Consider the following 26,622-nt stretch of genomic DNA (forward strand, 5'->3'; position numbering starts at 1 on the left):
TTAATAAAACAAAAAGATTAACAGAATTAATTGTTAATCTTTTTGTCCTACTTTAGCAAACCTTATTTTATTGTAAGTAAATTGGAATGTTAATGAATGAAAGCATATAGTATAAAGTATAAGTGTCAATTAATAGATCGTTATAAATTTTATTAATTACTATTTCTTTGTTTTTTAAACGAAGTGGGACATTAAGATACATAAACCCAAAATCAACATTATAGTTTAAGTAGATAAAATCTCCAGTAGAAAAAACATTAAATCTTTTAATTTTTGAACCTTGGGTATCTTTAAGACGCTTAAGCATTAATTCTTGTGATAATGGTGTAAACATCATTGTGGCTTTAAATCTATCGTTTATCATTGGTGTAACATACTTGTTGAATTCTTTGTTTTCCATTTGAATTTTTTGTAAACCACTACCACTAGCAAGTTTTCCAACCATTAATGTAAATACCATTGCTTTATCTTCAAGATATCTTGTATCTATTTTAAGCATACCGGTATAGTAATGTTTTTCTTCAGTTAGATTACCTTTACTATCTCTTCTTTCATAAACTCAGTGGACATTTATAAGAGAAAGTGGATAGTGTTTCATTAATAAACAATGTTTTGGTTCTTTAACTTCTGATATATATGCCCCACCAGGAATACCAACTGTAAATCTATGTAAATCCTTTTTGCTAACTTGACAATGTCTAAATGCTTCTTTAAAGTCAGTGCTTTCTTCTGTTGGTATATAATCCATTTCGTCATCAAGGATATTAAATGATTCAACATATAGTGCTTCTTGGTTTAAGTTTTGTTTTAATACATGAGCTAAATTAACCCTAAAATGATAAAATTTTCTTCAATAGACAGCACCTAAAATAACACCAATTAGAATAGAAATAATGAATAAGATTAAAAAAACAAAAAAAGGAATAAAACCATTACTTACTACACTGATAATAATGGCACCGATTATTAAGAATACAACACCAGGTATAATAGTACTTAAAAGAGATACTCAGAATTTTTTAAATGCTTTTTTATAATCATTCATTACTTCAGGAGTTAGTATGTTATTTACTACTGTTGTAACAATTGGTAGAAGTTTTTCGTCTGCTTTATTTTTATAATCAGCAAACTTTTGATAATCGCGAACAACTCTCACTATTTATTATTAAAATAAACCTTTCATTGAAACATCTTGTTTTTGTTGTTCAGATGCTGCATATAAAGGAAGAGTTTCGAGCTTTAACATCGCTGCAATAATTGAAGCAGGATATGTGAAAATCTCTTTATTAAAGATGTTAGCATCTTTATTATATAGTCTTCTTGCTGCTTGAAGCTCTCTTTCTAAATATGTTGATTGATTCATTAATTCTTTATAAGCATCCATTGCTTTTAGTTCTGGATATGCTTCAGAAACTGCCATCAATCTTCCGAAAACACTTGTGTTAAGCTTTTCGATTTCATTTGCATTAGCAACTCCACCTTGACTTACTAATGATCTCATTTTTGCAATTTGTGTAAGTGTTTCATTTTCATACTTGCTGTAACTTTTTGTAATTTCAACAAGTTTGTTTAATGTGTCATAACGTTGTGTTAAGAACACATCAATGGTTGAAGCCGATTCATTTGTTTGTAATTGCATTCTATTAAAACTATTTCTTTTTACAAAATAATAAATTACACCACTAAATAGAAGAAGAATTCCAAGGATTCAGAAAATTACCTTTGATGCTGTTGATGTTGTTGCAGCAGTAGGTCTTGAATCTACATTTGGTTGAAATCCATCTGGATGATGTGCTTCTCTGTTATTAACTAAATTTGCCATATTGTCCTTTCTTTATTTGTCATAATAACTTGTTATATTATACAAAATTTGCATAAAAATTTAAAAAGTCAAAGCAAATATTTGCAGAGACTTTTGTGAAGTAATTTTCTTCTACTTAGAAGAAAAATGTGTAAATTCTAAAGAATTTCTATCAAAAATACCTTTTTCTTACCGATATGTAATAAAGCAAACTTCCCATCAAAAAGCTTGGATTGAAAAGTTGTTTGTAAATTCACTTCAACATTATTTATTTTAATTGCTTTTTTTTCAATAAATTCACGAGCTTCACGTTTTGAGTGAACTAATTTTTTTTCAATCAACGATTCTATGATATTGTTATTTTTTTTAACAGTTAAAGTAGGAATTTGATTTTTTAAAGAAGTGATTATATCTATTGATAAAGTTGTGATATCAAAGTTTTTATTAAATAAAATTTCACTTGTTGCTTGCGATATTTTAGCATCATTTTCACTGTGGATGTCTTTTATAACTTCGTATGCTAAAACCTTTTGAGCATATTGATTTGCTGGATCTTTAATATGTTTTTGCATAACATTCTCGATTTCATCAAGTGATAAAAATGTTAGTCATTTTAAAAGTTTTTCAATTTGGCTATCTGGTTGCTTATATAAAAATTGATACATATCATAAGGTTTAGTCATATTTTTATCAAGTCATAAACTTCCACCACCAGTTGATTTACCAAATTTATTTCCATTTTCATCTGTTAATAAGTTAGTTGTAAAAATAAATGCTTGATGATCGTTTCCTATTTTTTTTGAAATCATTTCTAATCCAGTTGAAAGATTTCCCCATTGGTCAGAACCACCTACTTGAATTTTTACATTATAATCTTGATATAAACGAATAAAGTCTCATCCTTGAATTAATTGATAAGAAAATTCAGTAAAACTTAATCCGTTTTCAATTCTATTAGCAACTGAATCCTTTGATAACATATATGCAACATTAACTAATTTTCCTACATCCCTTAAGAAAGTAATTAAATTCATATCTTTGTAAAATTCATAATTATCTACTACACATAATCCAAAATGTTCAAGCTGCATTTTGATTTTATTTTTATTTTCTATTAATTCTTTTTCATTAAGCAGTTTTCTTTCATTGATTTTAAACGAAGGATCACCAATCATCCCGGTAGCCCCACCTAGGATTGCAACGGTCTTTCATCCTGCTTTTTGCATACGAAGTAAGGTTAAAATTTGCAGATAATTACCTAAATGCAAACTAGTTGCAGTAGGGTCAAATCCAGCATATACAGCATCATTTGTAGTTAAATTATTAAATTTATCAATATTACTATGTTGTTTTAAGATACCACGATTATTTAATTCTTTTAATATATTTTTCATTAAAATCCAAAGTCCTTTCCGATATCGTTTTTAGTTCCAAAAATTAAACCATCACCATTTAATCCTAGGCTTTTATAACCCGATAACATCCCAAAACTTTCAACATCTAAAAGTTTGCTTAATAAAACAGCGCTACCATCATTAATAACTGTTCCAGGAAGTGCTAAAACTACTATTTTACCAACCTGTGAATCAGCTGTATTTGTTACAATTTGAATTAATTTATCTTTATTTATATTTATTTTAAGAATGTATAATTTATCACTATTAGGATGATTATTTCTTTCTATAATTTCTCCATAAATAAATTTTTGTTCATCTTTTATAACAAGACCTTCTGTTTTAGCAATTTGCATCAATATACTTTTTTGCTCTGTGTTTAAAGTAAAATAACTTTGATTTTCCTTAATATCAAGCAACTTATTATCAAGCAGATTAATTGAATTTACATTGTTTTGCAAATCTATGAAAAATATTGCATTCTGTGTTCTAATTTGTTTATTTATAACTACTTTTGCATCCACGAATATAATAGATGTATTAGAAAAAAACTTATTTAAATTATTACATATAATCATATTTAACATTATAACATTTTTTATTATAATAGATAAGTATGAAAAAACTAGCAATTATTATTGATTCCTCTAGTGGGCTGACAAAAGAACAAGCACAAAGACTAGGATTTTATTATTTACCACTTATTATCCAAATAGATGGAAAATCATATCAAGATGGTATTGAAATAACTAAAGACAATTTGTTTACAGTATTTAATAAGAATACTAAAAATGTTTTAACATCTGCAACACCAATTGGTTATGCAAGTGATTTATTTGCCCAATTATCTAATGAATATGAAAATTTAGTTGTATTCCCTATTTCAATGCATTTATCGGGCCAATATCAGATTTTAAAAAATCTTGAGCTGGAATTTCCTAAACTTAAGGTGGTTGCTTCTTTAAATCTTTCTTTTACAGTCTTAGATCAAGTTTCAAGATTTAAAAAAGAGTTTGCTCTGAGCAACGATGTAGACTTATCGATTAAAAATGTATCCGACTGAAATAAAAGTTTAGATATTACATTGATACCTAAATATAATGATTATTTAGTTCGTGGAGGTCGTTTAACACCAGCATTAGCAACCTTAGCAAAACTTTTAAAAATAGTTCCATTAATTCGTTTTCGTGAGGGTAAATTAGTTAAACAAGGAAAAGGGAGAATCTTTTTAAAAAGTGTTTTTGATGAAATTAACCGCAAATTAGAGTTAAAAGAAAACCGAGATTTAGTTCTTTTAACAGCAAATGGTGATTTTGATCAAGAAATTATTGATTATTATAAAAATTCTTATGATGGTAACATTCTAGTTTTTCCAATCCCTACTGTTGTTGCTATTCATACTGGGCCAGAAGCGATAGTAATTGGGACAGGTGAAAATATTGTTGATTCGTTGAAAGAATATGAAAGAATATAGTTTTTTTGCTAACGATTTAGAACAACTAAAAGAGAATATTCAAACTTTTTTACCTATAATAAAACTAAAAAAGTATCTTTTGTTATCTGGTGAATTAGGTGCAGGAAAAACAACTTTTGTACAAGTTTTAGGTAAGTTATTAGGAATAAAAGAAAATATTACATCACCTAGTTTTAATTATATGAAAGTTTATAACGGATTAGTTCATATTGATTTATATACATATAAAGGTGATATTGATGAATTTGAAGATTACTTTGATGACAATATTGTAGCTATTGAATGACCGGAAAAAAAGAATTTACTTTTTGATGCATATGTAAAAGTTGACATAAGTTTTGATAATACAAGAAAGTATAAAATTGAAATTGTATAATTTATTTTTGGATACCACTGGAAAAGATTTTTGTATCGCATTATTTGACCTTAATTTTAATTTAATAAAATCAGTGATTTTAGAAAATTATAAAAAAAAGATAGATTTAATAGTTAAATATTTCAATGATTTTAATATAAAAATTAATGAAATTAATGGTTTATATATAAATTTAGGTCCTGGTTTTTTTACAGGAGTTCGAGTTGGTTTTGTTTTCTTTAGAACACTAGCATTGGCTAATAATATTGATTTTTATACAACTACGACATTTGAACTTTTGATGATGCAGAATGATAAAGATACTTTTTACACCGATGCACAAGGAAAAAAAGTTTATTTTTTTGATAAACAGATGTTCTTAAAAACAGAAGATATCTTTGAAAGCACTAAAGTTATTGATGCAACAGATAATATAACCCTTGATAACATTAATTACCAGAAAGTTATTTCCAAATTCCTTGCTTATCAACACATTTTTACAAAAAAACATCCATTAGAAGTTGAACCTACATATATTAAAAAACCACAAATAGGAAGTAAATAATGCGTATTTTAGGTATCGAAACATCACATGACGATACATCATTAGCAATATTAGAAGATGGTAAAATTTTACAGTTATCCACAATTTCACAAATTGATATTTTCAAAGAATATGGTGGAACAATCCCAGAGTTAGCTTCCAGAGAACATGTTAAGAACATTGCTGTTTTACAAAAAATAATTTTTAATAAATATCCTATTGAGACAATAGATTACGTTGCCTATACAAAGGAACCCGGATTAATAGGAACCTTACAAATTGGTTTTTTATTCGCCTATGCCATAGCACTTTCTATTAATAAATTGCCTATACCAATTAATCATTTGCACGGACATTTGTTTTCAGCAACAATTGATCAAGATGTTGAATTCCCTGCTTTATGTTTACTTGTTTCGGGAGGTCACACACAACTTATTCTTGCTCATGATGTTTTTGATTTTGATATTATTGGAGAAACATTGGATGATGCAGTTGGAGAATGTTTTGATAAAGTTGCCGTTAAATCTGGGTTAGGTTTTCCTGGTGGTGTTTTAATTGATAAGATTTCACAAACTTATCAAGGTGAATATATAAAATTTAGCAAACCACATACTAAAAATCCATATGACTTTTCCTTCAGTGGTTTAAAAACACAGGTTTTGAATTATATAAATAATCAAAAAATGAAAAATATTGATATTGATATAAACCAAGTTGTTGCAAGTTTTCAAAAAACAGCGATAGAATATTTGTGTGAAAAAACAACTGCTGTATTGAACCAATATAAAGTTAAAACATTAATTTTAGGTGGTGGAGTTTCGGCGAATTCAGAACTGCGCAAAGAATTTGTTAAATTACACCCTAATACTATCATACCAAAATTAAAATATGCAACAGATAATGCAGCTATGATAGCACAAGCAGCATATATAAGACTTACAAATAAAATATATTAAAAAATAACAAATTAAGTATAATTAAATAATATGAATTTATCAAAGATGTTAGATTTTAAAACAACTGAAATGCGAATTGCAGAAAGTGCTTTAAAACAGATAAATAAACTTGAAAAATATGTTTTACAACTTAGTGATGAAGAACTAAAAAAACAAACAGAAATTTTCAAGAAATTTCTTGCAGAAGGACATACATTAGAAGAAATTCGTAATGATGTTTTTGCGGTTTCGCGGGAGGCTACCAAAAGGGTTTTAGGTAAGCGTCCTTTTGATGTTCAGATTTTAGGTGGACTTTTATTAGATTTAGGTTCTGTTGCTGAGATGAAAACAGGTGAAGGAAAAACGATAACTTCAATTGCACCTGTATATTTAAATGCCTTATTGGGTAAAGGCGCTATTGTTTCAACAGTTAATGAATATTTAACAGTGCGTGATGCTGAAGAAATGGGACAAGTTTTTAACTTTTTAGGTTTAACCGTAGGAATAAATAAAGCACAATTAGATCCCGATCACAAACGAGCCGCTTATGCGTGCGATATAACTTATTCAGTGCATTCAGAATTAGGTTTTGATTATTTACGTGATAATATGGTGCAAAATGTTGCTGAAAAAGTTCAGCGAGGGCTTCAGTTTTGCTTAATTGATGAGGTTGATTCAATTTTAATCGATGAGGCAAAAACACCTTTAATTATTTCAGGGGGTGAACAAGAAGATGTAGCAACTTATTTTTCTGCAGACCAATTTGTTCGTACCCTAGGCCCTGATGATTATATCATAGACGACGAATCAAAGGCTGTTGCTTTAACTCACCAAGGAATTGCTAAAGCAAATCGTTTTTATAAAACTAAAAATATTTATAACATCGAAAATTCTGAACATATACATTTGATTCAGAATGCTTTGCGTGCCCATAAAATTATGCGTGTTGATGTTGAATATATAGTACGTGAAGGGAAAATCGAACTAGTTGATAGTTTTACTGGCCGGATAATGGATGGTCGTAGTTATTCCGAAGGATTGCAACAGGCAATACAGGCAAAAGAAATGGTTGAAATTGAAGCGGAAACCAAGACTTTAGCGACAATAACATACCAAAACTTCTTTAGAATGTTTAAAAAACTATGTGGAATGACAGGAACAGGAAAAACTGAAGAACAAGAATTTATTGATATTTATAATATGCGAGTGAATGTGGTACCCACAAATAAACCTATCGCCAGAATTGATGAACCTGATTCAATTTATGGAAGTTATGAAGATAAATGAAATGCAGTTGTTGAAAAAATAGCAGAACTTTATCATAAAGGACAACCAGTATTGGTAGGAACTGCACAGATTGAAGAATCTGAATTATTGCACCGAATGCTACTTCATAAAGGGATTCCACATACAGTTTTGAATGCAAAACAAAATGCTCAAGAAGCTGAAATTATTTCAAAGGCAGGTAGTGTTAAATCAGTTACAATTGCTACTAATATGGCTGGTCGTGGAACCGATATCAAACCATCACCTGAGGCATTAAAATTAGGTGGATTGTATGTTTTAGGAACCGAAAAAGCTGAATCGCGAAGAATTGATAATCAGTTGCGTGGTCGTTCTGGTAGACAAGGTGATATCGGAACAAGTAAATTCTTTATTTCTATGCATGATCAACTAATGCGTCGTTTTTCAACCTTTGATGTTTTTAAAGATGCTTTCAAAAGCGAAGATGGAAGCGAAATAACTGATAAAAATACTAAATACGCATTTAATCATGCCCAAAAGAAAATCGAAGGATTGAATTATGATTCGCGTAAATCAGTGTTGCATTATGATGATGTTATTCGTCAGCAAAGAGATTTGATTTACTCACAGCGTGATTTAATTTTGGGTTCACCTAATATTGATTTTATTGTTCGTAGAATGATTGCTTCATCAGCTCGTGCAATAGTGAAAAGTGGTGAATATCAACTTCATAATAAAATTTATAATTATGAAGGTTTAGTAAGTTTTTTAAATGCTAATATCGGTCAGTTAGTTAAGTTTGAATTTAATTTACAAGAAATCAGTGCGATTCATGAAAGTGATTTACCAGATTATGTTTCTAATATTATTTTAAGTGTATATCAAGAATGACTTAAGAATGCAACCGAAAAAACATCACACGAAGAATTAGTTGATTTAAAACGTGCTACAATCCTAAGGGTTTTAGATAATAAATGACAAACTCATATCAACCGTATGGATAAATTGCGTTCAAATGTGCATTTGGTTCAATACTCGCAAAAAAATCCTTATCAAATTTACACCGATGAAGGAACTAAACTTTTTGAAGCATTACTAGATGATATAGCATACAATGTTATGTTAAGTATTTTCTCAAATCATGTTGGCAAAAAATCCCTTATTACCAAAGAAATGCTTTCAGACCCAGTATTTTTACAAGTTAAAAATAATTTTAGTTTAGATCCTTATAAAACATTGGAAGAACAAGAACAAGAGTTAGTTGATTTATATTATTCTGTTGTCAGAAGAATTGAAGAAATAAAACAGCAGGAAATGCTTGAAAATCAAAATTCGGATTTATCAAAAAACTAAAAACCTGTTTTATTAATAAAATAACGGCATTTTTTCGCTTTTTAATTATTTTATTATCTAAATATAGTAAAATTATAGAGCATTAAATATTGCAAATTAAATCTCAATATAACGAACTTTAATAAAGGAGAATAATTATGGAAAAGTGTTCATGTGGAAGAATAGGATGTAAAGGAGAATGTAAGGTAAATAAAACACATTCTCATAATGCTGTTACTTGCAAGGATGTCAAATGTCATTTAAACAAACAAACTACTGAAAAATCTATTGCTTGTCCAAATTGTGGTAAGGTAGGTTGCAAAGGTGAATGCGAACTTCAAAAAGCACATGTTTGTCCATTATGTGGTAAATTAGGTTGTCGTGGTGAATGTAAAATGAAAAAAGAAGAAGTTTGCAAACACTGTGAAAAAAAAGAGTGTAAGGGAGAATGTAAATTACAAAAATCACAAACCTGTCCACATTGTGGTAAAACAGATTGCAAAGGATTATGCAAACTTAAAAGACCTGAATCAACATGTCCAAAATGTAAAAAACCAGAATGTAAAGGAAATTGCTCAACATTAAAACCAGGTGAAACTGCAACTTTTAAAGATTTAGCTTCTGAATTTGAAAAATTCTCAGATAATTTAAAGAAAAAGTAAATTGCATACACATAGTATGCTTTTTTACTTAAATAATTATGAGAAAAGTTAATATTACACAATTAATTTTATTTATTTTGAAAGTTACTTTTATAGGTTTTGGTGGAGGCAATGCCTTAATGCCTATTATTAAAAGAGAGGCAGTTGAAAAAAGAAACTGAATTACACTTGAAGAGTTTGAAAACATTGTCATTGTTACCAATTTATTGCCAGGCGCTTCTGTTATTCAAACACTTTCATATATATCAATTCATTTATTAGGTAAATGAAAAGGAACATTAATTACACTTATAGCAATTTTACCCCATGTTTTACTTGCTTTTGCTTTTTTAATTTTAGTTAATAAAATACCAATTCAGTATGTAAGAATCCTATCAGTAGGTGTTTTAGTGGCGATTATTGCATTTTTGTTGGAATTTGCAATTAGATTTATTAAACAAGCAAATAAAGCAATTTTTATGCCTTTATGACTTACTATTTTTATCTTTGCATTTTCATATAGTTTTTTTGTTCCGGCACCATATAACATTCCGGTAGTAGCAATTTTTTTAGTTTTATTAATATATTCAATAATTTTTTTGATTTTATGAAAAAAGAAAAAACAAATTAAATTAGGAAGAAAATAATGATTTTGGCTTTTTTAGTTGCTCTACCTTTTTTGATTTTAATTTCCTTATCAGTATTTGGTGGAGGACAAGTTTTTATGCCAATCTTTCGTTGATTATGAATGTTTTTGGCACAAAACTTTGGTGCAAATATTAATGATGACCATATTAATACAATATTCACTGTTGCAAATTCTACCCCTGGCGTAGTTTCAACAAAATTCGCTTTTTTTACAGGTTATATAATAGCAAACGGACAATGATGGGGTTATTTAGCAATGTTTTTAACATACCTTATTTTTTGCTTACCTGCAATTATTATTATGGTGTTAGCAATGAAATATATTAATAAGTTCAAAACTAATACATTTGTAAAAAATATGTTAATTATTATGCGTCCAATTGTTGCTGGAATTATTTTATCTCTCGCATTACAGTTATTTTTAGCTATCTTTGTCCCTGAAGTGTCATTTAATAAATCGCTGGCTAAATATGCGATAGAAAAAAAAGAAGTGTTTTTTGTTGGATATCGAAATATATTATTAAAAATATATGTCCCGATAGGAATTTTGTTTTCATATTATCTTGCTAAGAAAAAGTTTTCATTATTTTTAATTATTGTTATAAATATAGCTATTTCATTTTTTTTGTTTGCAATTCCTTTTTCAGGCAGTTAAAAAACTTTTATCCCTAAAATATAGGCATTTTTTTGAAAAAGTATTATAATATACCTATATTTTATTTAACAAGGAGAATAAATGACAAAAAAAGATTTCTTATTGGAAGTTGCTGATAGATTAGAGACATCACCAAAAGATGTTGAAAAAGTACTTGATGCAATGGTTTTTGTCCTTAAAGAACAATTAATTGCAGAAGACACAGTTAGATTATCACACTTAGGTATTTTCTCTACAGTGGTTAAAAAACAACGTACAATAGTAAACAGATTTACAAAAGAAGAGCAAGTTGTTCCACAAAAACGTGTGATTAAATATAAACCTTCTAAATATTTAAGAGATTTAGTCGATTTAAAAGCTTAGTCATCCAGTATATTTAAAATACATGGAAATTCTAAAGAAAGTTCTTTGGAATTTTTTATTACATCATCTAATTTAATTGAATGTATACCCTCTTTAAATAATTTACATAAATACCTTGTGTAAATTTTAAAAAAACGATTTACATGTGAAAAAAATATAACAACAAAAGCTATCCCTCCATTTGAATTGATATTATTTAAATAATCTATTTGATGTTCTTTAAGGTTTGCTAAATCAAAGCGATCTTCGTTACAACTTTTTGCTTCAAAACACACAAAAATACCTTTATAGCAGCCGATGTAATCAACAGTACTTTTTTTGTAAATATTTGAATCTCTTACTACTAATTTCTTACCTTCCTTAGTTATTGTTTTTAATGTAACATCCAATCCTTTCTTTTCAATATAAGCAATTTTATGTCTTCAATAATAATCTATCGTTTTATTCAAAACTGATTCTAAAAACATTCCACGATTTTTATTCATATTTTATTTATAATTAAAATACATTAATGAACTAGAACAGAACATAAAATAAACTTATTTATAAAAATAATTTAAAAATACTGTAAAATACTTTAAAGGAGTTAAATGAAGAGAAAACTTATTATTGGTAATTGAAAAATGAATAAAACTTATTCAGAATCCAAGGAATTTTTTGAGAAATTTGGTGATTGATATTTTTCTAACAATGAATTATTACCAAAAAACATTGAATTTGGTATCGCTGTACCTGCTGCTAATTTATGTTCATTTGTTGTTAATACAGTTGAAAAATTTCGCTTAGCAGCACAGGATTGTTCACCATATGAATCAGGTGCTTATACAGGTGATACATCTGCGAGTATGCTTATCGATTTAGATGTATCGTATGTTATTTTAGGACATTCAGAAAGACGTAAATATCATTTTGAAACAGACGAGTTAGTAAATGTAAAAGCAAAACAAGTTATTTCATACCATTTAAAACCAATTATATGTGTTGGTGAAACATTTGAGCAATATCAGGCAGGACAAACCAAAGAAGTTATTAAAAAGCAACTTGAAGTTTCTTTAAAAGATTTAGATTTGAAAAAAGTAGTTATCGCATATGAACCAATTTGAGCTATCGGTACCGGAAAGGTTGCAACACCTGAAATAGCACAAGATATTTGTAAATATATCCACGAAATCACATCAAAAGATGTGGTAGTGCAATATGGTGGAAGTGTTACACCAAGTAATATAGCAGAATTATCTAAACAACCTGATATCAATGGATTTTTAGTTGGTGGTGCTTCATTAGAACTTAAAAGTTTTATTGATTTATTGAAAAATACTAAATAAGATTGGCATAATAAGTTATGCCTTTTTTATTGTAATATCATTAAAAAAATAAAAATTAACTTTGTTTTGTTATAATAGATATACTATTTTAAAATTAAGAATTTATATTGAATAAGCATAGGAGACAAATGGAAAAAGTAAATATTTTTGCTTTAGGTGGGCAAGATGAAAACGGTAAAAATTGTTATGTTTTAGACTACAACGATGATTTATATGTTGTAAATGCAGGTGTAAAAATACCAATTAACTCTAATAATGGTGTTGATACACTAATTCCTGATTTTACTTTTTTAGAAAAACATCGCAAAAAAATTCAAGGTATTTTTATTACAGATATTCGTAATGAAAGTTTTTCTGCACTTCCGTGACTTTTAATGAAAATACCAGGATTAAAAATTTATACATCTTTTATAAATAAACAAATCATCCAAGAACGCCTTAATAAATACAATATTAAAAATGATTCGTATAAATTAATTGCTCTATCAGACCGTAAGAAAATTGGAAACATACTTGTGCAACCTATCGGACTACCAGGAAGCGCTCCAGGTAACTTAGGTTTTGATTTTATTACACCAAATGGTGATTATGTGTTTATGTTTAATTATATTGAAGGTGATTTAGGAATTTTTGGTAGAACTTGATTTTTACATTTACCAAAACTTTTTAATAAACGTAAAATTAATGCATTGGTTACTGATGCAGGTAAAGATAAGGGTGGTGGTAGAGCAATTGAAAAATTATATCTACCTGATAGTGTAGAAAAAACATTTAGATTTGCAAAACCAAATACTAAAATAATAGTAGGTGGTTATAGTGAAGATATGGTATCGATGCAGCAGATTATAGAACTTGCTAATAAATATAATCGTCCAGTAATACCTTATGGAAAAGCATACGCAGATTTGTTATTTTTAATGAAGCAAATTCAAGCAAAAATAAGTCCAGATTTTAAGTTCCCCGAAATAATTGATTACAAACAAATTAGTAAGCATCCAAATGCTGTTGTGCTTGTAACTGGTGCTATTGAACGTTTATATACCCGTTTTATAAGAATTCTTAATAACGAAGATGTATATTTAAAAATAGATTCAAATGATAGTGTAATTATGATTGCTCCTCCAGTTAACGGTCTTGAATCGCTTGCAGCTGTAACATTAGATGAAATTGCAAAAAGGACATCAAATTTAGTTGATATTTCTGAAAAAGAATATTTTTATTGTCGTCCGAGTAAAGAAGATGTATTTAATTTGGTTAAGAATCTTAAACCCACTGTTTTACTACCTGCTCAAGGGTTGTATCGTTATTTAGTAGATTTAGTTACATACATAAAAGAAGATAAAAATTTAGCAAAAGAAGTTAATCCGATTGTTTTATTAAACGGAAAAGTTGCACATTTTGCATATGGAAAATTAATTTCACATAATGGTAAAATTAAAGATGTTGGAGATACCATTATAGATGGTTTTGGTGTCGGGGATATTTCATCAGAAGTTTTAGCAGAACGTGAAGTTTTAGGTCGCGAAGGTGTAATTATTATTAATTCGCTTTATTCAGCAAAAACCAAGAAAATTATTGGACAATTACATATCAATTATGTAGGTGTTATCGATGTGCAAGAGCAACCAAGAATAAATGATTTGATTAAAGATACAATTATTGAAATTATTAATACCAAAACTTTTACTACAATGCGTGAATTCAATGAAAAAGTCAGAAAAACAGTAAGAAAAAGAATCTTTAAAATAACTGATAAAGATCCAATGATCGCTTTTTCACTAACAACTATATAATATGAAAAAAAGTAAATTATTTAATTCGCTAGGTTTAAAATTCATTGAATTTTTACCTAGCAACCATATTACTTTAGAAAAAAAACTCAAAATTTGAAAGTTAATTTTAATTTTGAGTTTTTACCTTATAAGTCTGCTTTTTTGTGCTTTATATGTATCAAAAATTTTACCTAATTGGCTGCAATGAACATATTTATATACATATGGGCTTTTATTTGGAAATAGCATCTTTTTTGCATTATTGTTTGGATTTTTAGCGATATTAGTATGAATTTTTACTTTATTTACTAAAAAGAAAGCTATCAGTTGAACATCTCGTGTGAATAAAATAGATTTTGTTGCATTTAAAAATTGAATGTTGAAAATTTTACTATTTCTCTTTTTGTTTTTTGTTATCTTAACTCATTTAATCCTGCATTATATATACAATCATGATGTAGAATTTAACACAAAGCTTCCTGCACATATTTTTAAAAACGGTTGATATGCAAAATTTATGACATCGAAACAAAAAGTAACTATTGAAGATATTTCAATTTATAATAATGTTGGGGTTGTTTTTGATACACTTATTAATTTGTTTTATTTACCTACATTATCAAGTTTATTATTAATTTTATTATTAATAGGTATAGTCGTTTTTTTGTGTTTATATATCCTTGATATCAAGTTAATTATCAAGAAAAATAAGTGAAATATTCAGCAATATAAGAAATTTATAAATTCGCATAAAAGTTTTTATTTATCAACTACTCATTTTGAAAAATATCTTGATTTTTTATTTAAAGCAGCAAAATTTTATGATATAGATTACAAAAAAACATCTTTTAAATTACTAGAAAAGAGTATACTATCAAGAGTTGATGAGCAAATAGTGAATCAACTGCTTAAAAATGCTGTTGAAACTTCAATAATTCAACAACAACAAAATGAAGATTTCTTAGATGAACTAGATAAATTAGATTTTAATTAAAGGAGTTATTATGTTTGACAAATTATTATGAGATGATGCTAAAAAACTTATTGAAAGCAAGCAAAAAGATGATTTAACATTCTTGATTTTCACAACAGGTTGATGTGGAGACTGTAAAATGATGAAACCTACCTTAGATCGCATCGCAAAAAAATATGAAAAAACTAAGGTACAATTTATTCATGTGGATGCTGAAGAAGCAAAATTATTTAGAAACCCAGATACCGAATGAAAAGTGCTAAAGGTTCCTACAATGATTTTACTAAACGGTACTGAAATAGTTGAAAAAGCATTTGAATATGTCCCCGAAGAAGTGCTTTCAGAGTGAATAGAAAACAGAATTTCATAGTTGATACACCAACATCCGTTGTTAGAAAAAATACAGGATTTTTGATTTCTGTATTTTTATTTTTGCTTTATAATTGAAAAGCAACTATAACATTGATCTATAAGGTTGCTTAATCGTCATTGTTGTTGAGGACGGTTGAGGTTTTTATAGGGAGTTATGTTCAAAAATCGAACAAGGAGACAACATTTAATGAGTAAATTAAACATCAAAGTTAAAGGGTTTGACTATGCATTAGTTGATTTAGCAGCAAAGAAATTATTTTTGTTAGCTAAAGAAGAAAAAGCTGATGTTAGTGGTCCAATTCCGCTTCCAACTAAAAGAGATGAAGTTACTATTTTAAGATCTGTTCACATCAACAAAACTAGTCGTGAACAATTTGAAAGTAGAACACACCAAAGATTAGTTGTAATCAAGAACCCTTCAGCACAACTAACCGATAAAATTAATCGTTTAGATTTACCTGCTGGTGTGCTTTTACAAGTAAAAGTTCAAAAATAATTTAATTAAGGAGATCAAATGAAAGGAATCTTAGGACGTAAAGTTGGTATGACTCAAATCTTTACTGAAACAGGTGCTAGTGTACCAGTTACAGTAGTGGAAGTTCAACCAAATGTTGTGTCTAAGGTGCTTACTGTAGAAAAAGACGGTTATGTAGCGACTCAATTAGCAGTTTTTGATAAAAAGTCAAGTCGTAGCAACAAACCACTTACAGGACACTTTAAAAATGCAAACACAACACCTAAGCGCTTCGTAAAAGAAGTTCGTAATATGTCAGGTTATGAACTTGGACAAACAATCACAGTTGACATTTTTAAATCAGGTGAATTAGTAGATGTAACCGGTATCTCAAAAGGTAAAGGTTTTGCAGGAACTATTAAACGTCACAACCAAGCTATTGGGCCTAAATCTCACGGTGGTGGTGGTGGTTCACAACCAGTAAGACAAACAGGTTCACTTGGAGATATTTCAGGTAACAGAGTTTTTAAAGGCATGACAATGCCGGGTCATTTAGGACATGCAAAAACAACAGTGCAAAACTTAGAAGTTATTAAAGTTGATACTGATAATAATATTTTATTAGTAAAAGGTTCAATTCCAGGCCCTAAAAAATCATTTGTTATGATTCGTAAAGCAGTAAAAGGATTACCAGATCATAAAGAAGTTAAATTAGTTAATGTAGCAGAAGTGCAATTAATGAATGAATTAATCGAACATGCTAAAAAATATAATATTGAGGTTTCTGTGGGTATGACATCTGTGCAACTTAAGGCATTGATTGATGAAGCAGAGGCTAAGGAAGGAGAAAAATAGTTATGGCTGAAACTAAAAGCAAAAAAACTGAAAACACAAAACCTGTAACTAAAAAAACTCCAGCTGAAAAAGTAGCAAATAAGCCTGCTTCTAAATCAACTTCAAAGAAAACAAATTCAGATGCTAAAAAAACAAATATAAACAAAGAAGTTAAATCTACCAATGAAACATCAAAGCAAACAAAAACAACTTCCAAATCTGCTCCTAAGTCAGCAAAGATTTCTGTTGTAAAAGAAACTGTTGTTAAAAAAGACTTTTATGCACAATTACCAAAATCACTTTTTGGTTCTGAAAAAATTTACACCCAAGCAGTTTTTGATACCATTTTATCCGAAAGAGCATCAAGAAGACAGGGCACACACCAAGTTAAAAACCGTGCTCAAGTAAGCGGAAGTGGTAAAAAACCATGAAGACAAAAAGGGACAGGAAGAGCTCGTCATAGTTCAACCAGATCACCAATTTGAGTAGGTGGTGGTAGAGCATTTGGACCACAAGCAAACAAAAACTATTCACTTAAAGTTAATAAGAAAGTTAAATTTGCAGCATTTGTTTCTGCACTAACCTTATTAGCAAATGATAAAGCAGTTATTATTAACGATTTATCATTAGATGCAATCAAAACTAAAGCATTAGTTGCAAAATTAAAGGAATTAGAAGTAGATCACTTAAAACGTATATTAATCGTTACTGAAAGTCCTATTGTATATAAATCTGCTGCGAACTTGCAAAATGTTTCAACATCAAAAGCAAACTCTTTATCAGTTGAACAATTAATTGGAGCAGATGTATTAATCGTTTCAAATGAAAGTCTTAAATTGCTAGAAAGTAGAGTTAAATAATGGAATTAACTAAAGTTATTAAAGCACCTATTCTTTCAGAAAAAACAGATATTTTAAGAACAAAAAACAATATATATGTTTTTAAGGTTGATTATGCTGCAAATAAATACCAAATAAAAGAAGCGATTGAAACAATTTTTCAAGTAGAAGTTGAAAGTGTAAATACAATAAAAGTTAATAAAAAAGCAAAGAATGTAGGACGTTATCATGGTTTCACTAATCGTTATAAGAAAGCAATGGTTACTTTAAAAGATGGACAAACCATGAACTACTTGCCTAACGAAAGTGAATTAAAAGCAGATGATAATTCACAACAAAAAGTAGAAGAAAAAGCAGCAAAGGCTAAAAAATCAGCCGATGTTGAAGCAAAAGTAGCACAAAAATTAGCTGCTAAAAAAAACAGTAGCAACTAAAACTGCTTCAGTTGCTAAGAAAACTACCACAAAACGTAAAATCGGTGGTGAATAATCTTCTTATAATTAATGAATGAAAAAGATATTCATTAATTTATTAAGTTTACAGAGCGGAAATTACTGCTTAAAAGAAAGATCCGCAACTATTTTTAAGCAAGGAGACAAAATAAATGGCATTAAAACATTATAAGCCAACTACCAATGGTCGTAGAAATATGTCTTCATTAGATTTTAAAACAAATCTTTCAGGTCACGAACCAGAAAAATCATTGTTGGTAAATTTAAAAAACCATGCTGGTCGTAACAATCAAGGAAAGATCACTGTTAGACATCGTGGAGGACGTGTCAAAAGATTCTACAGAATCATTGATTTTAAACGTAACAAAGATAATATCCCTGCTGTCGTTAAAACAATTGAATATGATCCAAACAGATCAGCAAATATTTGTTTGTTAGCATATGCAGATGGAGAAAAAAGATATATTTTAGCACCTAAAGGGATTATTTTAGGTCAAAAAGTTCTCTCAGGAGAAAATGTTGATATTGTAGTAGGGAATGCACTACCATTAGCATTTATCCCAGAGGGTACATTCGTGCATAACATTGAAATGCAACCAGGTGGTGGAGGTATTATTGCTCGTAGTGCAGGTACTTCTGCACAAATTCTTGGTAAGGATGATGATGGAAAATATGTAGTGTTAAAACTTAAATCAGGTGAAACACGTCGTATTTTAGCTCGTTGTCGTGCTACCGTTGGTGTAGTAGGTAACGAAGAACACTTACTTGTTAATGTTGGTAAAGCTGGAATCAATAGACATAAAGGAATTAGACCTACCGTACGTGGTTCAGTAATGAACCCAGTAGACCACCCACATGGGGGAGGGGAAGGAAAACAACCAGTTGGTCGTAAAGCTCCACTTACTCCTTGAGGTAAAAAAGCACTTGGTGTGAAAACCAGAAAAACAAAGAAATCTTCAAATAAACTTATTTTAAGAAGAAGAAAGGATGCTAAATAATGTCACGTAGTTTGAAAAAAGGACCTTTTGCAGACGATCACTTACTTAAAAAAGTTGATGCAATCGTTGAAGGAAAAGCACCTAAAAAACCAATCAAGACATGATCAAGAAGATCAACAATTTTCCCTAGTTTCGTTGGATTAACATTTGCAGTTCATAACGGAAAATCATTTATCGAAGTATATGTAACCGATGATATGGTAGGACATAAACTTGGAGAATTCTCTCCAACTCGTACTTTTTCAGGTCACGGCACAGATAAAGGTAAGAAGAAATAATGGCACAACAAGCTATAGCAAGTGTTAAACTTCAAAGAGTAAGTAGTTCAAAAGCAAAATTAGTGGCTAATTTATTTAGAGGAAAAGATGTTTCAATTGCTTTAGGGCTTTTAAGAAACACATCAAAAAAATCAGCACCAATTTTTATGAAGCTACTTAACTCAGCAATTGCAAATGCAACTAACAACCACGGAATGAATGCATCAAAATTATTTGTTAAAGAAGTTTATGTTAATGAAGGACCAACTCTTAAAAGATTTCAACCAAGAAGCCAAGGTCGTGCTTATTCAATTTTTAAACGCACATCAAACCTTAAAATTGTTTTAGAGGAGAGAAACTAATGGGACAAAAAGTTAATCCAAATGGGTTCCGTTATGGAATTACTAAGGCACACAATACAGTATGATTTGCTGAAAAAGCAAATTATGGTGATTATTTAGTTGAGGATGCTAAAATCTATAAGTTTTTCGATAAATTAGTGCGTCAATATCAAATTGGTAGAGTTCAAATTAAAAGAAATAAAGATAATAAAGTTACTGTATTCTTGCACACTGCAAAAACAGCAGCAGTTTTAGGTCAAGAAGGTAAAAACATCCAAGAACTTACATTAAAGGTTCAAAAATTCGTAAAAAACAAACACTTGAACCTTAGAATTCAAGTTGTTGAACTTAAAAAACCAGATTTAAATGCAAGATTATTAGCAGAAATGATTGCTACTAAGCTTGAAAATCGTGACAGTTTCCGTCAAGCACAAAAAATAGCAATGCGTGCTGCTTTAAAATCTGGAGCCAAAGGTGTTAAGACAATGGTATCAGGACGTTTAAATGGTGTTGATATGGCTCGTACAGAAGGTTATTCTGATGGAGAAATGCGTCTTCATACTTTAAGACAAAATGTTGACTATGCAACAGCAACTGCTCGCACTACTTATGGAGCAATTGGGGTTAAGGTTTGAATTTCACTCGGTGAAATTTTGGAAGGAGATGATAAACATGCTTCAACCAAAAAGAACTAAATATCGTAAACCATTTGTGGTTCAACATGACAAACGTAAAGCAACCAAAGGAAACACAGTTAATTTTGGAGAATATGGTTTACAAGCAGTTACATCTGCATGAGTAACTGCACGTCAAATTGAGTCAGCTCGTATTGCTGCTACTCGTAGAATGGGTCGTGAAGGACAAGTTATTATTCGTATTTTCCCTCACTTTTCAAAAACTTCTAAACCAATTGGGGTTCGTATGGGTTCAGGAAAAGGAGCTCCTGAACTATGATATACAGCAGTTAAAATTAATACAATGATGTTTGAGGTAAGTGGAGTTTCTGAAGAAGTGGCTCGCGATGCCCTTCGTTTAGCTGGACATAAATTACCAGTTAAATGAAAAATTGTTAAAAAAGAAGGAGTACAATAATGCTTTTTAAAGATTTACAAAAGAAGTCAAAGCAAGAATTACAAGAATTAGTGCTTAAATTAAAAGCAGAATTATTCACTCTTAGATACCGTAATGTTACTGGTGATTTGAAAGAAACACACAAAATTAAAGTTTTAAGAACTGATATTGCAAAAGCACTCACAGCATTAAACCAAAAAAAGGATACAAAATAATATGGAACGAAATACTAGAAAAACATTAACAGGAACAGTTGTTTCGGCGGGGAAAGCTGCTAAAACCATTATTGTTGCTGTTGATACTTTTAAAAAGCACCCACTTTATGCAAAACGTTTTAAATCTACTAAAAGATTTGCAGTACATGATGAAAATCATCAAGCAGCATTAAATGATGTGGTAGTTATTATGGAAACTAGACCGCTTTCTAAAACTAAACACTTCAGATTGGTTTCAATTAAAGAGAAAGCCTTAGAAGGAAATAAATAATGCTAATTGAATTATCAAAAGCAAATGTTGCCGATAACTCAGGTGCAAAAGAAATCGGTGTAATTCGTATTTTAGGTGGGGCAAAGAAAAAAGTTGCTAATATCGGTGATATAATCGTGTGTTCTGTAAAAAAAGCTATTCCTACTGGAATGGTAAAAGAAGGTCAAGTTGTGAAAGCGGTTGTAGTTCGTTCAAGATATGGAATACACCGTAATAATGGTTCATATATTCGTTTTGATGATAATGCTGTAGTACTTTTAAAAGAAGATTTAACACCAAGAGGAACACGGGTATTTGGACCAGTTGCTCGTGAATTACGTGACAAGTTTCCAAAAATAGTTTCATTAGCACCGGAAGTTTTATAAGGAGTTAATTTATGTCAAAAATTAAGTTCAAAAGAAATGATCCAGTTATAGTTATTTCTGGAAGCGAAAAAGGTAAAACTGGAACTATTGAAAAAGTATTACATTCACAAAACCGTGTTATCATCAAAGATGTTAATATTGTAACTAAACACAACAAACCTAGCCAAAAAAATCAAGACGGTTCAATTAAAGAGATGGCTGCTCCAATTCATGTATCAAATGTTGCTTATTTAGCAAAAAAAGCCACAAAATCACAACCAAACATTGCTTCAAAACTTGGATATAGAATTAATAAAGATGGTAAAAAAGTAAGATTTGTTAAAAAAACCAATAAGGATATTAATTAATTATGCTAAAAGATGTTTATGTTAAAAAAGCAGTTCCTGCTTTAAAAGAAAAATACCAATACTCATCAATAATGCAAGTTCCAAGAATAGAAAAAATCGTATTGAATATGACTGCAGGTAAAGAGGTTTCAAACTCAAAAGCAATCGAAGAAGTTTTAAACGAATTAACCATTATTTCAGGACAAAAACCATTTCAAACCAAAGCTAAAAAGTCAAATGCTTCATGAAAGCTTCGTGAAGGGATGCCTATGGGAGGTAAAGTTACTTTACGCAGAGGGCGTATGTGAGACTTTTTAGAAAAATTAATTCATGTTGCGATGCCACGGATTCGCGATTTCCGTGGAGCAAATCCTAGAGCATTTGATGGAAGAGGAAACTTTGCTTTAGGGATTAAAGAGGAAATTATTTTCCCAGAAATTGAATTTGATAAAATTCGTCGCATTAAAGGACTTGATGTCCTAATCGTAACTACAGCAAACACAGATGCAGAAGCACGTAGTTTATTAGAATTACTAGGTGTACCATTCGAGAAAAAAGGAGCTAAATAATGGCGAGAAAAGCATTAATTGTTAAAGCAAAACGTCATCCTAAATTCTCATCACGTGCTTATACACGTTGTGAATTATGTGGACGTCCACATGCGGTTTTAAGAAAATATAAAGTATGTCGTATCTGCTTTAGAACCTTAGCACATGAAGGTAAAATTCCAGGTATGAAGAAAGCGAGTTGATAATTATGTTTATAACAGATCCTATTTCAGATTTAGTGGTTCGTATTAAAAATGCCAACGCGCGTAGACATAAAACCGTTTCAATTCCTTTTTCTAAGAAAAAAGAAGCAATTGTAAAACTTTTTGAATCACAAGGATACATTGCTTCTTATGCAGTTGAAGGTGAAGGTATAGATAAGCAAATTGTAGTTACATTAAAATATAAAAAAGGACAATCAGCGATTGTTGGGATTAAAAGGGTTTCGAAACCTGGTTTACGTGTGTATGTTAAATCAGATGAAATTCCTTCTATTATTTCAGGTTATGGTACTGTAATTATTTCTACATCTAAAGGTTTAATGACTGGAAAAGAAGCAAGAAAGGAAAATGTAGGTGGTGAAATTATTGCCTACATTTGATAAGGTTTAGGATATGTCTCGTGTTGGAAATCGTGTTTTAACTATTCCTGCAGGGGTAACCTTTAAAATGGATGCTGATGTTGTGACTATCAGTGGTCCATTAGGAACTTTATCAAGAAAATTCAGTCCACTTATTTCAATTCATGTTGATGGGAATAAAGTATCAACCGTTCGTGCAAACGAAGAAAAAATTACTAAACAACTACACGGAACCACCAATGCACATATTGCAAATATGTTATTAGGAGTTTCAAAAGGATTTCAAAAAGATCTTGAAATTAAGGGTGTTGGATACAAAGCAGTTTTAACAGGAAATAAGCTAGATGTATCAGCTGGATACAGTCATATTGTTTCATTAACAGTTCCAGCAGATGTTAAAGTTGTAGTTAGTCCTAAACAAACCGAAGTTTCAGTTTTAGGTATTGACAAGCAAAGTGTTGGGCGTTTTGCATCAGTAATTCGTGCAGTAAGAACCCCAAGTGTATATTCAGGTAAGGGGATTTCATATAAAGGTGAAAAAATTAGACGTAAGGAAGGGAAAACTGCTTCTAAATAGTAAGCAGCAAATATGGCGAAATTATCAAGAAATCAAGCACGTAAACTTAAGCATAATCGTGCCCGTCATTACATTGTTGGTAGTGCAAGCAAACCACGTTTAAATGTTTTTAAATCACACCAAAACTTATATGCGCAACTAATCGATGATTCAAAAAGAGTTACATTAGCATCAGCATCCACTTTATCTTTACCAGGATATGGTGGAAATATTGCTGCTGCAAGTAAATTAGGCGATTTAATGGGAGAAAAAATCTTAAAACTTAATCTTTCAGAAGTTGTTTTTGATCGTGGTGGATATTTATATCATGGAAGAATCAAAGCATTTGCAGATGCAGTTAGAGCAAAAGGAGTTAAATTCTAGTTATGGAAAACCAAAAAGAAAATAAAGAACCTAAAAAAGATTATAAGGTTGTCAGACCAACAACCGGAACTAAGGAAGTTAGACCTCGCAGAAATATTAACCACAAGCCATCAAACTCATCAGAACAAAAACCAGTTCATACAAATGCAACTGACAGACCAAACCGTGGGTCAAAAACAGAAAACCGTTTTAAAAAACCAGCAAACCGTGACAATCGTCCCAATAAAGAAGTTTCTGAATACAGCGAAAAAGTAATCGATATTGCTCGTGTTACCAAAGTTGTTAAAGGTGGAAGAAGATTTAGTTTCTCTGCTTTTGTGGTAATAGGGAATAAAAAAGGTAGTGTAGGTTATGGACACGGAAAAGCTAATGAAGTTCCAGATGCCATTAAAAAAGCAATTAAAGATGCGAAAAACAACCTTATTTCAGTTCCTTTTGATTCAAAATCACCTACTATCCCACATGAAGTCTATGCTAAATTCTTAGCATCAAAGGTTATGCTAAAACCTGCCTCTAAAGGGAAAGGATTGATTGCTTCAGGTACAGTGCGTGCTGTCGCAGAATTAGCAGGTTATTCAGATATTGTTACTAAAACATATGGTTCTCGTTCAAAGACTAACACTGTTAAAGCAACCGTTAAAGCACTTAGACAACTTAGAACACCAGAACAAATAGCTGAAATCAGAAATAAAGATGTAAAGGACTTAAGATAATGTCAATTAAATTACATACTCTTAAAGCAACAGAAGGTTCAAGACCAAGCAAGCACCGTAAAGGTCGTGGACATGCTGCTGGTAAAGGAAAACAAGCTGGTAAAGGTCAATCAGGACAAAACAAGCGCAAAGGACATAGATTAGGATTTGAAGGGGGACAAACTCCGTGATTCCGTCGTTTAGGAAAACGCGGATTTACTAATGTAAACCATATTGAATACCAAATCATTAACCTTGATCAACTGCAAACACATTATGAAAATAACTCAGAAGTTACTATTGAATCATTATTTGAAAAAGGATTAGTAAAAAGAAATCTACCTATTAAACTCTTAGCGAAAGGAACATTAAGCAAAAACTTAACTGTAACTGTTAATAAAGCTTCGCAAGCAGCAAAAGAAGCTGTCAAAGCTAATGGTGGAAAAGTAGTTGAATTATAATAACATAAAACTAATACATTAAATGTATTAGTTTTTTTATTATCAAACTCTTGCATACAAAATAAAGCAAAATAAAAATAAAAAAATAAGTTATTAATACCATAAAAATAGTATAATAGGATAGCATACATTTTAAAGGAGTTTTATATGAAAGCAACAAAAGTTATTTTAGTTGGTGCCGGAGCAGTTGGTGCTTCATTCTTATATTCAGCAATTAATCAAGGATTAGCTGCTAAATATGGTATTATAGACAAATTCGATGGACCAAGAGACGGAAATGTTTTAGATTTAGAAGATGTTATTGTTCCATCAGTTCGTAAATTTGAAGTTTTTGCAGCAAGTTATACTGATGCAAAAGATGCAGATGTAGTAGTTATTACAGCAGGAAGACCACAAGTGCCAGGTGAAACTAGATTACAAATGGTTCAAGATAATGCTCTTATTATGAGAGATATCGCTAAACAAATTAAGGAAAGTGGATTCCAAGGAATTACTCTTATTGCATCAAATCCAGTTGATGTAATGACATATGTATATATGAAAGAAACAGGATTTGATCCTAAAAAAGTTATTGGATCAGGAACAATCCTTGATACTTCAAGACTGAAACAATTACTTTCAAAGAAAACAGGTGTTTCAACCAACAATATTGAAGCATTTGTGCTTGGAGAACATGGGGATTCATCACTTGTAAACTTCTCAACATTTAAAATTGCCGGATTACCTTTCTCAGAATTTGAAGCAAAAACAGGAATTAATGCTTCAAACTACATCGAAGAACTTGAAAAACCTGTTTATACCAAAGCGTATAAAATTATTGAAAGAAAAAGAGCAACTTATTATGGAATAGGTGCTTGTTTAGCACAAATTCTTAGATACATCCAAGAAGATGCAAATGCTGTATTACCACTAGGAGTATTATTAAATGGAGAATACGAAACTAGTGATGTTGTAATTGGTGTTCCAGCAGTTGTTGGAAGTCAAGGAATTAAGCAAATTGTGCAAATTAAATTAAACGATAAAGAAAAAGAAAAATTTGCTAGATCAGTAGGAATTATTAAAGCTGCAATTAAGTCAGTAATGTAATAACACATACCTGAATTTCCCACTTTAATGTATTAAAAAATCGTTTAAGCCTTAAACATAGGC

Annotated in this window: 38 protein-coding genes and 1 pseudogene; 34 read left to right on the forward strand and 5 right to left on the reverse strand. The window is 30.0% G+C overall.

From position 1 onward, the window contains the following. Positions 1-67: 67 nt before the first annotated feature. The 4 genes from ACXYRN_RS03390 to tapR all read right to left on the reverse strand — a co-directional run bounded on the left by ACXYRN_RS03390 (position 68) and on the right by tapR (position 3,773). Positions 68-1,156: a hypothetical protein gene (locus ACXYRN_RS03390; protein ID WP_458607673.1), complete on the reverse strand. Its 1,089-nt coding sequence runs from the start codon at positions 1,154-1,156 to the stop codon at positions 68-70. A gap of 9 nt (positions 1,157-1,165) precedes the next feature. Then, entirely contained in the window at positions 1,166-1,822 is a 657-nt protein-coding gene (locus tag ACXYRN_RS03395) for a LemA family protein (protein ID WP_458607674.1), read from the reverse strand. A 137-nt stretch (positions 1,823-1,959) separates the two neighbouring features. Continuing rightward, positions 1,960-3,195 carry a tyrosine--tRNA ligase gene (tyrS, locus tag ACXYRN_RS03400; protein ID WP_458607675.1) on the reverse strand — a complete coding sequence of 412 codons (1,236 nt, stop codon included), beginning with the start codon at positions 3,193-3,195 and terminating at the stop codon, positions 1,960-1,962. After that, the gene (gene tapR, locus ACXYRN_RS03405) at positions 3,195-3,773 is read right to left on the reverse strand and encodes a TyrS-associated PheT N-terminal domain-related protein TapR (protein WP_458597210.1); all 579 of its coding nucleotides are present in this window, start codon (positions 3,771-3,773) and stop codon (positions 3,195-3,197) included. The genes tyrS and tapR overlap by 1 nt, the downstream gene beginning before the upstream one ends. Positions 3,774-3,811: 38 nt before the next feature. Here tapR and ACXYRN_RS03410 point away from each other — a divergent pair, with 38 nt between their 5' ends. The 9 genes from ACXYRN_RS03410 (at position 3,812) to ACXYRN_RS03450 (ending at position 11,387) form a co-directional block, all read left to right on the forward strand. Beyond that, positions 3,812-4,669 carry a DegV family protein gene (locus ACXYRN_RS03410; protein WP_458607676.1) on the forward strand — a complete coding sequence of 286 codons (858 nt, stop codon included), beginning with the start codon at positions 3,812-3,814 and terminating at the stop codon, positions 4,667-4,669. Continuing rightward, a complete protein-coding gene (tsaE, locus tag ACXYRN_RS03415) occupies positions 4,656-5,045 on the forward strand; it encodes a tRNA (adenosine(37)-N6)-threonylcarbamoyltransferase complex ATPase subunit type 1 TsaE (RefSeq protein ID WP_458597212.1) in 390 nt (129 codons plus the stop codon). Before ACXYRN_RS03410 ends, tsaE begins: the two co-directional genes overlap by 14 nt. A gap of 7 nt (positions 5,046-5,052) precedes the next feature. Further along, positions 5,053-5,589, forward strand: a complete 537-nt coding sequence (locus ACXYRN_RS03420; RefSeq protein ID WP_458597213.1) for a tRNA (adenosine(37)-N6)-threonylcarbamoyltransferase complex dimerization subunit type 1 TsaB — start codon at positions 5,053-5,055, stop codon at positions 5,587-5,589. Further along, positions 5,589-6,524, forward strand: a complete 936-nt coding sequence (gene tsaD, locus ACXYRN_RS03425) for a tRNA (adenosine(37)-N6)-threonylcarbamoyltransferase complex transferase subunit TsaD (protein ID WP_435130082.1) — start codon at positions 5,589-5,591, stop codon at positions 6,522-6,524. Before ACXYRN_RS03420 ends, tsaD begins: the two co-directional genes overlap by 1 nt. Positions 6,525-6,554: 30 nt before the next feature. Continuing rightward, entirely contained in the window at positions 6,555-9,101 is a 2,547-nt protein-coding gene (secA, locus tag ACXYRN_RS03430) for a preprotein translocase subunit SecA (protein WP_458607677.1), read from the forward strand. Between the two features lie 137 nt (positions 9,102-9,238). Continuing rightward, positions 9,239-9,742 carry a hypothetical protein gene (locus ACXYRN_RS03435; protein ID WP_458597215.1) on the forward strand — a complete coding sequence of 168 codons (504 nt, stop codon included), beginning with the start codon at positions 9,239-9,241 and terminating at the stop codon, positions 9,740-9,742. Between the two features lie 38 nt (positions 9,743-9,780). After that, on the forward strand, positions 9,781-10,368 hold the full coding sequence (locus ACXYRN_RS03440; protein WP_458607678.1) for a chromate transporter: 588 nt from the start codon (positions 9,781-9,783) through the stop codon (positions 10,366-10,368). Further along, positions 10,368-11,024, forward strand: coding sequence for a chromate transporter (locus ACXYRN_RS03445; RefSeq protein ID WP_435130094.1), 657 nt, complete (start codon positions 10,368-10,370; stop codon positions 11,022-11,024). The genes ACXYRN_RS03440 and ACXYRN_RS03445 overlap by 1 nt, the downstream gene beginning before the upstream one ends. 81 nt (positions 11,025-11,105) lie before the next feature. Further along, positions 11,106-11,387, forward strand: a complete 282-nt coding sequence (locus ACXYRN_RS03450) for an HU family DNA-binding protein (protein WP_435130097.1) — start codon at positions 11,106-11,108, stop codon at positions 11,385-11,387. Here the strand turns inward: ACXYRN_RS03450 and recU are convergent. Further along, positions 11,384-11,872, reverse strand: coding sequence for a Holliday junction resolvase RecU (recU, locus tag ACXYRN_RS03455; RefSeq protein ID WP_458607679.1), 489 nt, complete (start codon positions 11,870-11,872; stop codon positions 11,384-11,386). The two genes, ACXYRN_RS03450 and recU, sit on opposite strands and share 4 nt — an antisense overlap. A 105-nt stretch (positions 11,873-11,977) precedes the next feature. Between recU and tpiA the strand changes: the two genes are divergently transcribed. The 25 genes and pseudogenes from tpiA to ACXYRN_RS03580 all read left to right on the forward strand — a co-directional run bounded on the left by tpiA (position 11,978) and on the right by ACXYRN_RS03580 (position 26,559). Next, on the forward strand, positions 11,978-12,712 hold the full coding sequence (tpiA, locus tag ACXYRN_RS03460) for a triose-phosphate isomerase (protein ID WP_458607680.1): 735 nt from the start codon (positions 11,978-11,980) through the stop codon (positions 12,710-12,712). 128 nt (positions 12,713-12,840) lie between these two features. Continuing rightward, positions 12,841-14,505, forward strand: coding sequence for a ribonuclease J (locus ACXYRN_RS03465; RefSeq protein WP_458607681.1), 1,665 nt, complete (start codon positions 12,841-12,843; stop codon positions 14,503-14,505). A gap of 1 nt (position 14,506) precedes the next feature. Beyond that, a complete protein-coding gene (locus ACXYRN_RS03470; RefSeq protein WP_458607682.1) occupies positions 14,507-15,478 on the forward strand; it encodes a hypothetical protein in 972 nt (323 codons plus the stop codon). A gap of 10 nt (positions 15,479-15,488) precedes the next feature. Next, positions 15,489-15,827 carry a thioredoxin family protein gene (locus tag ACXYRN_RS03475; RefSeq protein WP_435130113.1) on the forward strand — a complete coding sequence of 113 codons (339 nt, stop codon included), beginning with the start codon at positions 15,489-15,491 and terminating at the stop codon, positions 15,825-15,827. Positions 15,828-16,016: 189 nt separating this feature from the next. Next, positions 16,017-16,325 (forward strand): 30S ribosomal protein S10, encoded by a 309-nt coding sequence (rpsJ, locus tag ACXYRN_RS03480; RefSeq protein WP_458607683.1) that lies wholly within the window; start codon positions 16,017-16,019, stop codon positions 16,323-16,325. Positions 16,326-16,343: 18 nt separating this feature from the next. Next, positions 16,344-17,003 (forward strand): annotated as a pseudogene (gene rplC / locus ACXYRN_RS03485) (50S ribosomal protein L3); the annotation flags it as partial. 137 nt (positions 17,004-17,140) lie between these two features. Then, positions 17,141-17,977, forward strand: a complete 837-nt coding sequence (gene rplD / locus ACXYRN_RS03490) for a 50S ribosomal protein L4 (RefSeq protein ID WP_458597223.1) — start codon at positions 17,141-17,143, stop codon at positions 17,975-17,977. Then, positions 17,977-18,390 carry a 50S ribosomal protein L23 gene (rplW, locus tag ACXYRN_RS03495; RefSeq protein WP_458607684.1) on the forward strand — a complete coding sequence of 138 codons (414 nt, stop codon included), beginning with the start codon at positions 17,977-17,979 and terminating at the stop codon, positions 18,388-18,390. The genes rplD and rplW overlap by 1 nt, the downstream gene beginning before the upstream one ends. Before the next feature lie 170 nt (positions 18,391-18,560). Beyond that, positions 18,561-19,406, forward strand: a complete 846-nt coding sequence (rplB, locus tag ACXYRN_RS03500; protein WP_458607685.1) for a 50S ribosomal protein L2 — start codon at positions 18,561-18,563, stop codon at positions 19,404-19,406. Beyond that, positions 19,406-19,684, forward strand: coding sequence for a 30S ribosomal protein S19 (gene rpsS / locus ACXYRN_RS03505; protein WP_458607686.1), 279 nt, complete (start codon positions 19,406-19,408; stop codon positions 19,682-19,684). The genes rplB and rpsS overlap by 1 nt, the downstream gene beginning before the upstream one ends. Further along, positions 19,684-20,025 carry a 50S ribosomal protein L22 gene (gene rplV, locus ACXYRN_RS03510; protein WP_458597225.1) on the forward strand — a complete coding sequence of 114 codons (342 nt, stop codon included), beginning with the start codon at positions 19,684-19,686 and terminating at the stop codon, positions 20,023-20,025. The genes rpsS and rplV overlap by 1 nt, the downstream gene beginning before the upstream one ends. Further along, a complete protein-coding gene (gene rpsC / locus ACXYRN_RS03515; RefSeq protein ID WP_458607687.1) occupies positions 20,025-20,699 on the forward strand; it encodes a 30S ribosomal protein S3 in 675 nt (224 codons plus the stop codon). Before rplV ends, rpsC begins: the two co-directional genes overlap by 1 nt. Continuing rightward, positions 20,677-21,096, forward strand: coding sequence for a 50S ribosomal protein L16 (gene rplP / locus ACXYRN_RS03520; RefSeq protein ID WP_435130137.1), 420 nt, complete (start codon positions 20,677-20,679; stop codon positions 21,094-21,096). Before rpsC ends, rplP begins: the two co-directional genes overlap by 23 nt. Further along, complete coding sequence (rpmC, locus tag ACXYRN_RS03525) at positions 21,096-21,290, forward strand: 50S ribosomal protein L29 (RefSeq protein WP_458597227.1); 195 nt, start codon at positions 21,096-21,098, stop codon at positions 21,288-21,290. Before rplP ends, rpmC begins: the two co-directional genes overlap by 1 nt. 1 nt (position 21,291) lies before the next feature. Then, positions 21,292-21,561: a 30S ribosomal protein S17 gene (gene rpsQ / locus ACXYRN_RS03530; RefSeq protein ID WP_435130142.1), complete on the forward strand. Its 270-nt coding sequence runs from the start codon at positions 21,292-21,294 to the stop codon at positions 21,559-21,561. Continuing rightward, on the forward strand, positions 21,561-21,926 hold the full coding sequence (gene rplN, locus ACXYRN_RS03535) for a 50S ribosomal protein L14 (protein WP_435130145.1): 366 nt from the start codon (positions 21,561-21,563) through the stop codon (positions 21,924-21,926). The genes rpsQ and rplN overlap by 1 nt, the downstream gene beginning before the upstream one ends. Positions 21,927-21,937: 11 nt before the next feature. Beyond that, positions 21,938-22,273 (forward strand): 50S ribosomal protein L24, encoded by a 336-nt coding sequence (gene rplX, locus ACXYRN_RS03540; protein ID WP_458607688.1) that lies wholly within the window; start codon positions 21,938-21,940, stop codon positions 22,271-22,273. Between the two features lie 2 nt (positions 22,274-22,275). Continuing rightward, on the forward strand, positions 22,276-22,821 hold the full coding sequence (rplE, locus tag ACXYRN_RS03545) for a 50S ribosomal protein L5 (RefSeq protein ID WP_458597228.1): 546 nt from the start codon (positions 22,276-22,278) through the stop codon (positions 22,819-22,821). Beyond that, positions 22,821-23,006, forward strand: a complete 186-nt coding sequence (locus ACXYRN_RS03550) for a type Z 30S ribosomal protein S14 (RefSeq protein WP_435130152.1) — start codon at positions 22,821-22,823, stop codon at positions 23,004-23,006. The genes rplE and ACXYRN_RS03550 overlap by 1 nt, the downstream gene beginning before the upstream one ends. 2 nt (positions 23,007-23,008) lie before the next feature. Further along, positions 23,009-23,404 carry a 30S ribosomal protein S8 gene (gene rpsH, locus ACXYRN_RS03555; RefSeq protein WP_435130154.1) on the forward strand — a complete coding sequence of 132 codons (396 nt, stop codon included), beginning with the start codon at positions 23,009-23,011 and terminating at the stop codon, positions 23,402-23,404. Positions 23,405-23,414: 10 nt separating this feature from the next. Then, positions 23,415-23,957: a 50S ribosomal protein L6 gene (gene rplF / locus ACXYRN_RS03560; protein WP_458607689.1), complete on the forward strand. Its 543-nt coding sequence runs from the start codon at positions 23,415-23,417 to the stop codon at positions 23,955-23,957. Between the two features lie 12 nt (positions 23,958-23,969). Then, a complete protein-coding gene (rplR, locus tag ACXYRN_RS03565; RefSeq protein ID WP_458597229.1) occupies positions 23,970-24,320 on the forward strand; it encodes a 50S ribosomal protein L18 in 351 nt (116 codons plus the stop codon). A 2-nt stretch (positions 24,321-24,322) separates the two neighbouring features. Then, a complete protein-coding gene (gene rpsE / locus ACXYRN_RS03570; RefSeq protein WP_458607690.1) occupies positions 24,323-25,033 on the forward strand; it encodes a 30S ribosomal protein S5 in 711 nt (236 codons plus the stop codon). Further along, on the forward strand, positions 25,033-25,473 hold the full coding sequence (gene rplO / locus ACXYRN_RS03575) for a 50S ribosomal protein L15 (protein WP_458607691.1): 441 nt from the start codon (positions 25,033-25,035) through the stop codon (positions 25,471-25,473). The genes rpsE and rplO overlap by 1 nt, the downstream gene beginning before the upstream one ends. 147 nt (positions 25,474-25,620) lie before the next feature. Beyond that, positions 25,621-26,559, forward strand: coding sequence for an L-lactate dehydrogenase (locus ACXYRN_RS03580; protein ID WP_458597232.1), 939 nt, complete (start codon positions 25,621-25,623; stop codon positions 26,557-26,559). The last annotated feature ends 63 nt before the right edge of the window (positions 26,560-26,622 follow it).

This window comes from Mycoplasma sp. 4423 (genome assembly GCF_054353855.1).